Source organism: Brachyspira suanatina (assembly GCF_001049755.1).
GTDB classification, from domain to species: Bacteria; Spirochaetota; Brachyspiria; order Brachyspirales; family Brachyspiraceae; genus Brachyspira; species Brachyspira suanatina.
The window spans coordinates 1,885,959-1,899,669 of record NZ_CVLB01000001.1 but is presented as its reverse complement, the minus strand read 5'-3'; the positions used below and the strand labels follow the sequence as shown (position 1 = coordinate 1,899,669).

Annotated in this window: 9 protein-coding genes; 6 read left to right on the top strand and 3 right to left on the bottom strand. The window is 28.7% G+C overall.

What is annotated here, in order from left to right:
• Window positions 1–49 precede the first annotated feature (49 nt).
• Entirely contained in the window at window positions 50–5,839 is a 5,790-nt protein-coding gene (locus BRSU_RS08170) for an Ig-like domain-containing alpha-2-macroglobulin family protein (RefSeq protein ID WP_048594860.1), read from the bottom strand.
• A gap of 174 nt (window positions 5,840–6,013) precedes the next feature.
• On the bottom strand, window positions 6,014–7,009 hold the full coding sequence (gene hemH, locus BRSU_RS08165) for a ferrochelatase (RefSeq protein ID WP_048594859.1): 996 nt from the start codon (window positions 7,007–7,009) through the stop codon (window positions 6,014–6,016).
• Between the two features lie 206 nt (window positions 7,010–7,215).
• Here hemH and BRSU_RS08160 point away from each other — a divergent pair, with 206 nt between their 5' ends.
• From BRSU_RS08160 to BRSU_RS08150, 3 genes are all read left to right on the top strand, one after another.
• Window positions 7,216–8,667, top strand: coding sequence for a catalase (locus tag BRSU_RS08160; protein WP_012670459.1), 1,452 nt, complete (start codon window positions 7,216–7,218; stop codon window positions 8,665–8,667).
• Between the two features lie 172 nt (window positions 8,668–8,839).
• A complete protein-coding gene (gene dapF, locus BRSU_RS08155; RefSeq protein WP_048594858.1) occupies window positions 8,840–9,679 on the top strand; it encodes a diaminopimelate epimerase in 840 nt (279 codons plus the stop codon).
• Between the two features lie 190 nt (window positions 9,680–9,869).
• Window positions 9,870–10,427: a lytic transglycosylase domain-containing protein gene (locus BRSU_RS08150; protein WP_048594857.1), complete on the top strand. Its 558-nt coding sequence runs from the start codon at window positions 9,870–9,872 to the stop codon at window positions 10,425–10,427.
• A 37-nt stretch (window positions 10,428–10,464) separates the two neighbouring features.
• Here BRSU_RS08150 and flgG read toward each other — a convergent pair whose 3' ends face one another.
• The gene (gene flgG / locus BRSU_RS08145; protein ID WP_020063899.1) at window positions 10,465–11,259 is read right to left on the bottom strand and encodes a flagellar basal-body rod protein FlgG; all 795 of its coding nucleotides are present in this window, start codon (window positions 11,257–11,259) and stop codon (window positions 10,465–10,467) included.
• Window positions 11,260–11,690: 431 nt separating this feature from the next.
• On the opposite strand from flgG, the gene BRSU_RS08140 reads away from it, so the two are divergent.
• The 3 genes from BRSU_RS08140 to BRSU_RS14820 are packed head-to-tail and all read left to right on the top strand — an operon-like array spanning window position 11,691 to window position 13,706.
• Entirely contained in the window at window positions 11,691–13,079 is a 1,389-nt protein-coding gene (locus tag BRSU_RS08140) for an AAA family ATPase (protein ID WP_048594856.1), read from the top strand.
• 5 nt (window positions 13,080–13,084) lie between these two features.
• The gene (locus BRSU_RS14825) at window positions 13,085–13,312 is read left to right on the top strand and encodes a hypothetical protein (RefSeq protein ID WP_245158067.1); all 228 of its coding nucleotides are present in this window, start codon (window positions 13,085–13,087) and stop codon (window positions 13,310–13,312) included.
• Entirely contained in the window at window positions 13,305–13,706 is a 402-nt protein-coding gene (locus BRSU_RS14820) for a hypothetical protein (protein ID WP_245158066.1), read from the top strand. The genes BRSU_RS14825 and BRSU_RS14820 overlap by 8 nt, the downstream gene beginning before the upstream one ends.
• The last annotated feature ends 5 nt before the right edge of the window (window positions 13,707–13,711 follow it).

The window sequence follows — 13,711 nt, the reverse complement described above, 5'->3', positions numbered from 1 at the left end:
TACCTCAAAAAAGATACCGCCTTTAATTTTATAAAATTATTGTTTAAATTTATTTAGCTTCTATAACAACTTTATGCTGTCCGTCATAACCGAATACTTCAGGATTGTACATTTCTTCAGCCTTAGTAGCAGGAAGTAAATATTCACCAGGAGTAACAGCACGAACTACATATCTATATTCATGTTCGCCGTCACTAAGCATATCAGCAAACAATAATATTTTGTCATTGTAGTTTTCAGTGTGATTGAATCCGCCCCACCACCAAGTAGGTTTGCCAGCATTTCCAGTTAAGTTTTTAACTTCGCTGCTTTCTGTAGCAAAGCTAGCATTCAATATTCTCATACCTGCCGCAATAGGAGTATCAACTACAACGAAATGTCTTTCAAAAGGAGCTGTTACTTTTACTACAACAACATATTCCTCACCTTGCTTGAATTTATCTTTAGTTAAGTCTAATACTCTGCCGTCTTTAGTTTCGTATCTTCTTTCTACTTTTATACCCATATCTCTATTAACAGCTAATTCACGAGGAGCATAAGTAAGTCTAACACCATAATAAAGTCTTCCGTCTCCATTACGTTTTATATTAGCTAAAGCAGATCTAGTATTTGAATTACTTAATCTTTCATTCATAAACTCATCTAAAGTATATTTTTTAGTTAGGCTAGGCTGAGTTCTTGCCGTGAATGTTTCTTCAAGTAAAGTTTTTCCTTGATATATAAACTCTGCTTTGAAATTAGGCTTAACATTTTCATATTTTTTATAATACATATTCATAGCAGCAAATACTGAAACATTGTCCTGAGTATTTAAATATCTGCCGTTTTTTCTTGACTGAACTAACCAACGAACTACTTTTTCATTGATAGCATTGTCATAACCTGTTTCTATTAAAGCATATAAAGCAACAGATGTGTCTCTTACTGAAGAAGAGTGTATCCAATAAAGATTAGAATAATATGCTTCAAGCTCATAATGTGCTGTGTTAGGATCTTCTTTAATAGTGTTAAGTATATACTGTCTAACTTCAGTTAATGCTTTATTATCATATTTGTTATAATACATAGCTCTCATTAATTGAACCTGTCCATAGAAAGGTATATTATTAACTTGAGGATATATTCTGTCTATTATAGTTTTTACATCATTAGCATTGTATCCGCCTTCAGAAAGAACTGCAGCAATATAAGCTATAGATGAAAGATTGATATATTCATCCTGCCAGAAGCTAGGTTTTTCAGCCTCTCCGCTCTTAGCATAATTATTGATGTATTCTAATGCTAGTTTTAAAGAGTTTTCATCAACTGTGTATCCCTCTTTTTTGGCCTTAATCATAGCATCAGCAGCATAAGCAGTAAGCCATGGAGATATCCAAGTTTTGCTAGGCCAGTAAGAGAATCCTCCGTCAGGACTTTGATATGTAGGCATCATTTTTAAGAAATCCTGAACTGTTTTATCTAAATTTTCTTCAGATATATCAGTAAGCTTCATGTCTACTAATAATCTCTTACTTGTTATTATAGGATAAACTCTTGATAACTGCTGTTCTAAACAAAGATAAGGATAATTTATAAGATAATTTATACCGCCTGTAAGTTCGCTGAATGCACTAGGAGACATATAAACTTCTAAATCTCCGGCACCTTTATACGCTTCTGATATATTAGGAATTTTAAGCATTAAATCAGTATTATTATTTGTAGTGCTTGAGAATAGAGCAACAGATTCTGTAGTCATAGGAACATTAACTTTAAATGCTTTTTCTACAGCATCAGTATATTCTCCGCCTTTAGCTAATATTGTAACTTTAGCCTCTCCTCTGTTTGTAGCTATAATATCGAATCTTACATCAGCATTACCGCCTTTAGGAACAGTAATTTTTTGAGATGCATTTTCTATTACAGCATTAGAAGCAACAGCCTGAACTTCTATTTCTAAATCCTGATCGGAATAATTATATACTATACTTCCTGCTTTGAATTTATCTTCAACATAAGTAAATTCAGGTAGGGTAGGCATAAGCATGATATTTTTCTTAACTACTACAACATCATCAGAAGCACCGAAATAACCATCTTTATTTATAGCAGAAGCCATTATTCTAAATGATGTAATATTATCAGGTAAATTGAATGTAACTGTAGCTTTACCGTTAGCATCAGTTTTTACTCTTCCTTGATAGAATGCAGTTGTCAAGAAATTCTTTCTTATACTGAATACATCCATACCCATAGCTTCAGCTTTAGCCATCATATCATTAGCAGCTCTCATACCATCACCGCCAGGAGTATCTCCTTTCTCTCCATAGTTTCTCTGTCCTATTAAGTGTATTCTTGTGTCGGCACTTGCTACACTCAAAGGTCTTTGTCCATAGAAAGTATTGAACCAGTTAGGAGTTTTATAACCTATTAAATTTAATACTCCAACATCAACTACGCTTAACATAATTTCTGTTTCCATAGGCTGGCTTTCTTTAGTTTCTACATATAAATCTACTGTCATTTCATCTCGAGGCTCTAAAGTATCAGCAGATTTTGTTATTTTTACATTAAGTTCTTTCTCACGAGGTGATACTGAAAGTCCTGCATAACCTATTTTAAATGAAGGTTTTCCCTCATCAGTAGCATAATTAGTATATGCTTCATTTTCAACTCTTCCCTTAACAAGTGAAACACCTACATAAATATTAGGTAAATATTCTGGTTTTATAGGTACTTCTATTAAAGCAGTAGAACCTTCAATATTTGTAACATAAGAATCTATTACATATTCCCTTTCAACTGTTACTAAAGCAGTAGCAGATTCATAAGGAGATTTTATCATTATCTTAGCTGTTTCGCCTGGCTGATATTCTTCTTTTTCTGTGATAAGCTCTAACAAATCATCATCGAACATAGCCCAAGGAGCATAATCTTTACCTATAACATACATATATTCATCAGAAGCAACTTCTCTGTTTTTAGAGTCTTTTGCTCTTGCTAATATTATGTAAAGTCCTGAATTTGTAGGAGTAAAGCTATATGCAACAGGATCTTTTTTTGTTGTAACTGTAGTAGTTTCAACAACATCATCTATCTGTTTTGATTCCCATTCAAATCTTCCGCCTGTTATAGCTTTTCTTACTGATTCCCAATGTCTTCTTATAACCTGAACTTCTATTTTCTTGCCTTCGAGTCTGTTTCCTTCAGGATCAACAGCTATGAATTCTAATTGTGCAGGCTTATCTGTTTCTAAGAAATAGCCTTGTCTTTTTATACCTATATAATAATCGCTTCCATGAACTAATACGCTTTTAGTTGTGCTTACTCTTTGAGAGTCTTCACCTGATACAGTTGATTCTATAGTAACATAAGCAGCATGTATTGAGCGGCTTGCATCTATAGTAGGAGCATAAGCATATTCACCGTTTTCATCTAATGCACCTGTACCATTTGCTATCATAGAATAATAATTATTATAATACTCATCTTCAAACCAGCTTAATTTTGTGAATCTGAATCCTGCATTATTAGGAGGAGTGAAGAAAGTTTCGTTCATAGATATATTATAATCTACTTGATTAGATATCATAGGCTCGCCGAATAAATACCAGCCTGACATCTTAATAGGCATTGTATCGCCTAAATAATAATTTTTATCTTCAACCCAAAGTCTGCTTTCATATTCTAAAGGTTTGAATTCTTCTACTCTGAAGCTTTGAGATAAACTATATGTTTGATCTTTTACGCCTTCTTGTTTTTCTTCATCGCTTTGTTTATTTGAATCGCTTTTGAATTCAACATTTACACTGTAATATCCTGTAGGAGCATCAGCTGGAAGAGTAAAGTCAATTAAATAAGAACCGTATTCATTTAAAGTAACTGTTCCTTTATGTATTTCTTCGCCTCTTGAATTATTAACAGTGTATAATCCTGTTTTGAAATCTCTAGCTATTTTCCAATTTCCTAATATATTTTCTCTTATAACACCTTTTATATGTACTTCTTCACCAGGTTTATAAAGTCCTCTTTCTGTGAACATAGAACCATTATAATCTCTGTCAGCAGGTGAATAATCATAACTTATATCCATTCTCCAAGGTGAAACGCCTGTGCCCCAATCACTATTTATAAAAGATACATCATCACCTTTTGTAACTATAGCCCATTGTCTTGGAGTATCCCATCTGCTTGCTCTTTTTATTCCTAATTCTCTAAATCCTTTAGTAGTTGCTATTCCGTTTTTATCTGTAGTAGCTCTTGCTAAAACTCTGTTGAAATCATCTCTTATTTCTACTTCAGCTCCTTCAACAGGCATTCCTGTTTTTAAATCAGTTACAAATATAGTGTTTGAATCGCCTGAGAATTTACCTGTTAATCCCATAGATGTTATTTGTATCTGTGAAGCAGTAGAATAATCGTACTGACTTTGATATCCTGTTTTAGTCTTAAACTCTATAGATAAAAGTCCGTACTGTTTATTATTCATATAATTAGTTAAATATAATGCTGTTGTAATATATCTGTTTCTTTCAACATTTGGAGTATATTCTGTAGTATTATTGTAACCGAATAAATTTTTATATTGATTTGTATATCTTCTGAATTCAGGAGTTTCATCATATCTGTATACTTGTTTATTTACAAATAGGAAAGGTATGATATTTTCTTTATCAACATATCTGCTTTGTATATTAATAGTATTAGGGTTCATTACCTGTACAGGAAGTTTTATTCCCTCATAAGATTCAACAACTCCCATTCCTGAAGGTATAGAAACGCTTGGGTTATAATCAGTAACATTTAAAGTGATATTTTGTTCCTGAGCCAAAGTTTGTCCGTAAGCGTCTTTTAAACTTCCATTAATTTTTATATTATATGTAACATTTGGATTGAATCTTAATTGATAAAGTGAAAAACTTTTAGATGACCAAGAATTTTGCTGAATTTCTTCTTCTGTAGGAAGCTGAATTGCCGGAGTGATTTCAATGTTTCTTATTAAATCAGCCCATTCAACTCTTGTACTGAACTCTAATTTAGGAGCTTCAGGAGAATATGATGCTGTTACAGTTTGCTCGCTGTTTCCGCTGAAATAGAATTCATCATGTGTAGAAAAATTAAAGCTTTTAGCATTTGCTGTGCCTAAATCTCCATTAACAGCAGCAAGTCCTTCTCCTATATGTACTGTTATCTCATCATTTTTAGCTAAAGCTTTTTTAGGTTTTATAACTAATACTTGTTCTAATTTGTATTCATTAGTTTCCCATTCTCTTAAATCTTCTATTTTTGCATATCTTACATCAAAATCTATAGTAGTATTATTGCTTGCGATTAATTGTATTTTTTCTTTTGCACTTTGAAGATATATAGGCATATTGTAATAAACAACTATATTAACATCTGTAGGAAGTTCTGATTGTCTGTCATAAGGAGAACTTTTCTGCATTATAGGTCTTAAAGTATTAAAAGTCCAAGTATAATCATTTTCTAATACATCGCCTGTAAGTTCGCTTTTTATTCCTTTCTTTAATGTAACTTCTATTTTTGTGTTATCTGGTAAAGGCTCGCTAGGGTAGAATGCTAATGTATTAATAGAAAGCCATTTATATGTACCTTTAACATCTATATTAAAATTGAAATATTGATTAGTTACTTCTTTAATAGCCTGTAAAGCTACCATTTGCTGATTGAATGTAACTGTTATTGCTTCATAATTTGCTCTACTTGTATTTTCCCCAATTGGAGTAGTTCTATCGATAGCCACTGCTGCAAACATACTAACTCCTGTTATCATTGTTAAAATTAATGACATTATCATAATACAGTAAATAGTTTTTAGTTTTACAATAAGTTTTCTCATAAAAGCTCCAAAAACGATATTTTTATCTTGTAATGTTATATCATAAATAATTTTAAAGTAAATAATGAAAGTAAAAATATTTTAATTATAAAATATTTTATGAGAATATTATTTACTTTAAAATTCTATACTTATTATAAAACTTAGGGAATATAAAAAAGTTATATATATTTTTTAAACTATTTTTCTATTATAATGCATATTTAAATTCTGTTTTTGATGTATATTTTGTATTTCTATTATACTTTGAGCAAAATTTATATTATCATTCAAGCAAGGACATAATATGAAATCTTTAATATTGTATTTATTTATGGATTCTTCTCTATATTCAATATCTATTTCATAAATAGTTTCTGAATTGTCTACAGTGAATGCTAAAGGATATATTATTAATTTTTCGCTATTATATTTTTTTATTGTATCTATAGTTGATGGTTCAAGCCATTCAATTTTTCCTATTTTTGACTGATAAGAAATAACAATATCTTTGAAATTTAAACCTGCATTATGAAGTTTTTCTCTTAATATCTGAACATTATAATTGCATTCATGCTCATAAGGATCTCCTTTATCAGCATACATTTTTGGTATAGAATGGGCAGAAAATATTAATATGTATTCTTCTGCATTTTTATCAGCAATGGTATTTTTTATTAATTGTACTATAGAATCATTATAGTATTCATTGTCATAGTATCTGTCTATTATATTGACTTTAGGATTATATTTTAATTTTTTCATAGCTTTATAAACGCTTTCTAAAGATGATTTTACTGTAACTTCTGAATATTGAGGATACATACTGAATAATGTAATATTATATATATTGTTTTCTTTTAACTCTTTTAATACATCGTAAGAGTAGGGCGGAGTATAATTCATTATGTATTTATAATCTCTTGAACTGTCTAATTCATTTAATTTATTTATGAGTTTTTCAGTATATTCATTTATTGGTGATTTTCCTCCTATAGCTTCATAATGTCTTATTACATCAGGTCTTATTTTATTTACTATTTTTTTGGCTATCATGCCTCTTATGAAACTATTTTTTATGTTTAGTATATAATAGTCATTAAACATATTTACTAAAAAAGTATTTATTTCATCAAAATTTCTAGGTCCTCCCATATTTAGAAGTATAGTTGTTTCTTTTGTTCTACTCATAATATATAATCCTTATTAGTAATATTTATTATTAAGTATATAGTTTTTTTATTATTAGTCAATACTTATTCTAATTTTTATTATTTAATATTTTTTATTAATAATTTTTTAATATTTTATAATAATTTTTATCAATAGACTTGAAATAAAATATTTATTTAGTATAATATATTTATTGATAATAAATACTATTAAGGAGTTTTAATATGTCAGATAAAAAATTAACAACTGAATTCGGTGCTCCGGTTGAAAATAATCAGCATTCTATGACAGCAGGTGCCAGAGGTCCTATGCTTTTACAAGATGTATGGTTTATGGAAAAGATGGCACATTTTGACAGAGAAGTTATACCAGAAAGAAGAATGCATGCTAAAGGTTCAGGTGCTTATGGTACATTCACTGTAACTCATGATATCACACAATATACTAAGGCAAAAATATTCTCTGAAGTTGGAAAGAAAACTGATTTATTTGTAAGATTTTCTACAGTGGCAGGTGAGAGAGGTGCAGCAGATGCTGAAAGAGATATAAGAGGTTTTGCTATTAAATTCTATACTGAAGAAGGAAACTGGGATTTAGTTGGAAATAACACTCCTGTATTTTATTTCAGAGATCCTTTAAAATTCCCTGATTTGAACCATGCTGTAAAAAGAGATCCAAAAACTAATATGAGAAGTGCTCAAAATAAATGGGATTTCCTTACTTCTTTACCAGAAGCTATTCACCAAATAACTATAGATATGAGCGACAGAGGTATACCTTATAGTTACAGACATATGCATGGTTTCAGCAGTCATGCTTATAGTTTCATAAATAAAGAAGGCAAAAGATATTGGGTAAAATTCCATTTCAAAACTCAGCAAGGAATTAAAAATTTAACAGATCAGGAAGCTGAAGCAATCATAGCAAAAGACAGAGAAAGTTCTCAAAAAGACTTATTTGAAGCTATAGAAAGAGGCGATTTCCCTAGATGGAATATGAAAATTCAAATAATGACTGAAGAACAGGCTAATGCAAGCAAAAGAAATCCATTTGACTTAACAAAAACTTGGTCTCAAAAAGAATATCCTCTAATTGATGTTGGAGTTTTAGAATTAAATAGAAACCCTGAAAACTATTTCGCAGAAGTAGAACAATCAGCATTCAGCCCTTCTACAATAGTTCCTGGTATAGGATTCTCACCAGACAGAATGCTTCAGGGAAGATTATTCTCTTATACTGATACACAAAGATATAGATTAGGTGTTAACTATTCAAGCATACCAGTAAATGCTCCAAAATTTAAACCTAATACTTATCATAGAGATGGATATATGAGAGTAGAGTCTAATGGTTCTAAAGTAGAATATGAACCAAACTCTCAAGGCGAATGGAAAGAGCAGAAAGAATATGCTGAACCGCCTCTAAAAATTTACGGCGATGCTTACAGATATGATCATAGAGAAGATGATGATGATTATTACACAGATGCAAGAGCTTTATTCAATCTTATGACAGATGCACAGAAGCAAGTATTATTTGAAAATACTGCAAGAGATATGAACGGCGTTACTAAAGAAGTACAATTAAGACATATAAAAAATTGTATGAATGTTGATAAAGCTTACGGACTTGGGGTTGCTAAAGCATTGGGCTTTGATGAGAAAGACATAAAATAAATAATAATAGAATATATACGAATAAATATTAAATAAATTATCAAATTTTAATCTCTGCGGCTAATATCTTTATCATATTAAAGGTATTAGCTGTTTTTTTATAAAATATTTACTTAATTCATATTATATTATAGAATAGAATAAAACATAAAAAATATTTTAAGGGTTTATTATGACTTTATCTTTTACTAAAATGCATGGAATAGGAAATGACTATATTTATGTGAATTGTTTTAAAGAAAAATTCACTCCGGAAGATGCTTCAAAATATTCTCCTATATTAAGCAATAGAAATTATTCTATAGGAGCTGATGGAATAATACTTATAATGCCAAGCGATAAAGCTGATGCTAAAATGAGAATGTTTAATGCTGACGGAAGCGAATCTGAAATGTGCGGTAATGGTATAAGATGTGTGGCTAAATATGTTTATGATAAAGGAATAAGTAAAAATAATCCTCTAAAAATAGAAACCTTAAGAGGTATATTAGAGGCTAAGCTATTCATAGAGAATGATGAAGTTGATAAAGTTGAAATAAATATGAGTTCTCCTATACTTGAAGGGCTTAAAATACCTACTACCATAGATAAAAATCCTATTATTGATGAGCCTATAACATTTAACGGCAAAACATATTATTTTACTGCAGTATCTATGGGGAATCCTCATTCTGTAATATTTATGGATAATATAGAGGATTTAGATATAAATTCTATAGGAAGCTATATAGAAAATAATAGTATATTTCCAAACAGAACTAATGTTGAATTTGTGGAGATAATAAATATGGGAGAGGTAAAACAAAGAACTTGGGAGAGAGGAAGCGGGGAAACTTTAGCCTGCGGTACAGGTGCTTCAGCCGTATGTGTTGCCGGATTTATAAGCAAAAGAACTGATAATATTATACTTAATCATCTTTTAGGTGGCGATTTAGTGTTGAGATATGAAAATAACAGCGTTTTTATGAAAGGGGAAGCGAGATATTCTTTTGAAGGTAAAGTTTTACTATAGAATTTTTATACATAATAAATATTAATAACAATTATTTAATCATTATTCGTATTTATTTAATGCAATGTAAAAAAAATATATTTTTTAACTGACTTTTTTCAAAAAAATGTTAATATTTAAAATATAGTTTATGTTTTTTGATATTAGCTAATTTATAATTAATAGGATATTAAAATTTAACAGGAAGTTTATGAAAAGAATAGTTATAATATTAGTTTTATTTCTTTGCAATCTCAATTTGGAGACGCATAATTTCAATATCAGTGATTATTCCTTTCCTTCTAATGATTGGGTAACATTGATTAAAGATGTATCTAATCATTATAGTCAGGATTTTTGGTTTATTAAAGATGTTTTCGATGTTTGCAGTAATTATGATGTTGATCCTCTTTTAATGGTGGCTTTAATTAAGGTGGAAAGCAGTTTTATACCTACAGCACTTTCAAGAAAAAATGCTTACGGATACTGCCAAATAACACCTATTGCCAATAAAGATGTTGATCCCAAATTGAATAGATATGATCCTAGAGATAATATTGTTCTTGGTGTAAGATTCATAGATAAAATTTTGGATAAATTCGATGGCGATATCGTAAAATCTCTTAGATATTATAATGCTGGCAATGCTTATGATGTATACGGTGAGTCCTACGCTGAGAAGATAAAGTATGAATATAATACAATGGTTAGTCTTTATGTGAAAGACAATAGTTCTTATGGTGCTATATATAGAAAAGAGGCCTTTTAAAGCCCCTTATCTATCACTAGTCATGTATTATTTTTTATTATCTTTTCAAGTTTACAACAGTAGCAAGTAAGTTATCGCTAGTTTGTACTGCTTTTGAGTTCATCTCATAAGCTCTTTGTGCAACTATCATATCAACCATTTCGTCAACAACTTTAACGTTTGACATTTCAACGAAGCCTTGGTGAATTCTAGGGAATCCATTAGCACCCGGTTCGCCTTCAAAAGCTGGTCCGCTTGCTATAGTTTCTTTATATAAGTTATCGCCTATAGATAAAAGTCCAGGCTGATTGATGAATCTATGAAGTGTAATTTGTCCTATTTCTACAGGATCATTTTCATCACCTATTTTCACAGAAACAACACCCTCTCTTGATATGCTTATCTGCTCTACCAAGAAATTTTCAGGGAATACTATTTCAGGAACCAATCTGTATCCGTTTGATGTAACTAATTGTCCGTTAGCATCAATTTTGAAAGAACCGTCTCTAGTATAAGAAACACTTCCATCAGGCATTAATACTTGGAAGAATCCTTCTCCTTCTAATGCTAAATCAAGTTTATTTCCTGTTGCCTGTAAAGAACCCTGATCAAACATTTTTTGAGTAGCAGCACTTTTCACACCTAGTCCTGTTTGAAGTCCTACAGGTGTTACAGTATCTTCTGTAGCAGGAGTTCCTTGTATTTTTAAGTTTTGATATATTAAATCTTCAAAATCAGCTCTAACTTTTTTATATCCTATAGTATTAACATTTGCAAGGTTATTGGCTATAGTATCAGTTTTGAACTGCATACCATTCATACCGCTTGCAGCTGTCCATAAAGAACGTACCATATAATACACTCCATTATCTATAAATTTATTATATTATATCTTCGGTAATTATAAAAATTGCTTTATAGAATTTATATAAAAAATATTATGTTAAGTTATTTAAATGCTTTTTTACATTAAAACTATTTCAAAACTATATAAATATATTAATATTATCTACTTTTTTTACACGCTTCGCGAAAATGCACATATTACAGCTTAATTTTTAAGAATATGTATTTAATAATGATAATACCATAATTTTAGGTCAAAAATGCAGTCTTTTTGCTTCTTTGTGACAACAAAAGAAGTGGGGTATGGGGCAAAGCCCCATATATTAAAAATATAATTTTATTTTTGATAAAATATATTTACTTATGTATATATTAAAATACTTGTTAAAGATAAAATTCTATTATAAAATAATGCAAATTAAAAAAGGTATTTTGAAAATGTCATATTCCAAGCTAATAATTAAAAATTTCGGTAAGATTAAAGAGGCAGAAATAGAACTTTCTAATCTTATATTGTTTATAGGTGATAATAACAGCGGAAAAAGCTATTTAATGACATTGATATATGGATTGATGGAATATAGTAGAGATATTGTAGATATTATGTTTCAAAATAAGGATTTTATTTACAGTTTGGAAGAATATGAAAAAATTAAAGATATAATTGATAAATATATAAAAACAAATGATATAGAAAATAATAATAGTATTTTTAAAGACTATCTAGATATGGTAAAAGAAGATAAAAACATATCAATAATAGATAAGTATATACAAAATAAATATAATTTATTACAAAAAAAAGAAGTAAATATATTCATTAGTATTTTGAATAAATTATTTGATAAATATAAAACAGAAATTTTAAAATTTATTTTTAATGATAGTAGTAAGATAATTAATTTAGAAGTTATACGCTTTGATTTTTCTAATTTTTTATATAATATTTTTTTAGCAAAAGATTATATATTTTATTATAGTGAAAGATCAATAGGTTCTATGGGATTTGATAATATGTCATATATTTTTATATTGAAACTAATATTAATAGGTATATTATCAATTAATACTGATTTCTTACCTACATCAAGGACAGGTTTTTTATTAACATATAAAGAATTATCAAAAATATCAAATATGAATCAATTTAGTATTGGAGATAAAAAAGAAAAAACTTTATTTCAAAAACCTATTATAGATTTTATTAACAGTTTAATAGGTTTATCTAATTATGAAGAAAATAAAGAATTTAAAGATGTAATAGAAATATTTGAAAATAATATATTAAAAGGAAAAATAAATATTAATGAAGAAACTGATGCTATGTATTATCAGCCGAATAACAAAGACTTGAAAGTACCTATGCATTTATGTTCAGCCGTTATTACAGAAGTTGCACCATTGTATTTATTTTTGAAATATAAAGATATAGTTGGTGATTTATTTATAGAGGAGCCTGAATTATCATTGCATTTAAAATTGCAGAAACAATTAGCCCGTGTATTAATAAATTTAGTTAATAAAAAAAGAAATATTATAGTATCTACTCACAGCGACACTATACTAGAACATATAAATAATATGGCAGTTCTTCATAGCATGAAAGATGAGGATAAAAAGAATCAAATATTAAAAGAGTATTCATATACTGAAAATGACACTATAGATATAGATAAAATTAGAATATATCAATTTGATACTGATAACAATGATATTACAACCATAAAAGAATTGAAAGGCGATAGAGAAACAGGATTTTATATAGAAACATTTCATAAATATATAAATAATGCCTCTATAGAATATGATGCAATAAATGAAGATTAATGATTATGGACGATTTTAATAAACTTTATAATTCTGCTTTTATAGTTAATAAAAAAGGTGAAAAAAAATATTTATTTGATAATACAATGTGTAAAATTGATGTGATAGAAGATATTTTTACTATAAAAGATAAAAACTCAGAAATGGAATGCCATGTAAAATTAAGCTCTGAATTCTATTTGCAGTTCAGATATAGAAGGAGAGAGAAAGTTCAGCCATTTAAGAATGAATAAATGTGCTGATGCTGTGATTATAAATAAAAATGAAAATGATAAATTTGATTTACATATAATAGAATTAAAAAATGATATTCATGATGATGATTTAAAATGGATTCATCAACAGTTTTTAGGTGCATATTTGAGAATAAGAGCTATTTTTCTTGCTTATTCTAATGATATAGAAAATATAAACTTTCATTTAGTGTATAAAAATAATATTGATTCTAAAAGTTGTTCTGAAACAGATAATAGTACAAATAAGAAGAAAGATGAAATAAATGAGAGACGTTTGTTTAAGAAAAAAAAGATAATCAATAATGTACTTTTAAAAATCTATCCTTTTAATTCTTATACTTTAGATATTATAAAGCATGATATAACTGACAATAATGAAATTTTTATTTAATAAAA

Excerpts from the sequence above, each read along its gene's own strand:
- hemH (WP_048594859.1), bottom strand. The coding sequence starts at position 7,009 with ATGAGTAGAACAAAAGAAACAACTATACTTCTAAATATGGGAGGACCT.
- BRSU_RS14825 (WP_245158067.1), top strand. The coding sequence starts at position 13,085 with ATGGACGATTTTAATAAACTTTATAATTCTGCTTTTATAGTTAATAAA.
- flgG (WP_020063899.1), bottom strand. The coding sequence starts at position 11,259 with ATGGTACGTTCTTTATGGACAGCTGCAAGCGGTATGAATGGTATGCAG.
- BRSU_RS08150 (WP_048594857.1), top strand. The coding sequence starts at position 9,870 with ATGAAAAGAATAGTTATAATATTAGTTTTATTTCTTTGCAATCTCAAT.
- BRSU_RS08140 (WP_048594856.1), top strand. The coding sequence starts at position 11,691 with ATGTCATATTCCAAGCTAATAATTAAAAATTTCGGTAAGATTAAAGAG.
- BRSU_RS14820 (WP_245158066.1), top strand. The coding sequence starts at position 13,305 with ATGAATAAATGTGCTGATGCTGTGATTATAAATAAAAATGAAAATGAT.
- dapF (WP_048594858.1), top strand. The coding sequence starts at position 8,840 with ATGACTTTATCTTTTACTAAAATGCATGGAATAGGAAATGACTATATT.
- BRSU_RS08160 (WP_012670459.1), top strand. The coding sequence starts at position 7,216 with ATGTCAGATAAAAAATTAACAACTGAATTCGGTGCTCCGGTTGAAAAT.
- BRSU_RS08170 (WP_048594860.1), bottom strand. The coding sequence starts at position 5,839 with ATGAGAAAACTTATTGTAAAACTAAAAACTATTTACTGTATTATGATA.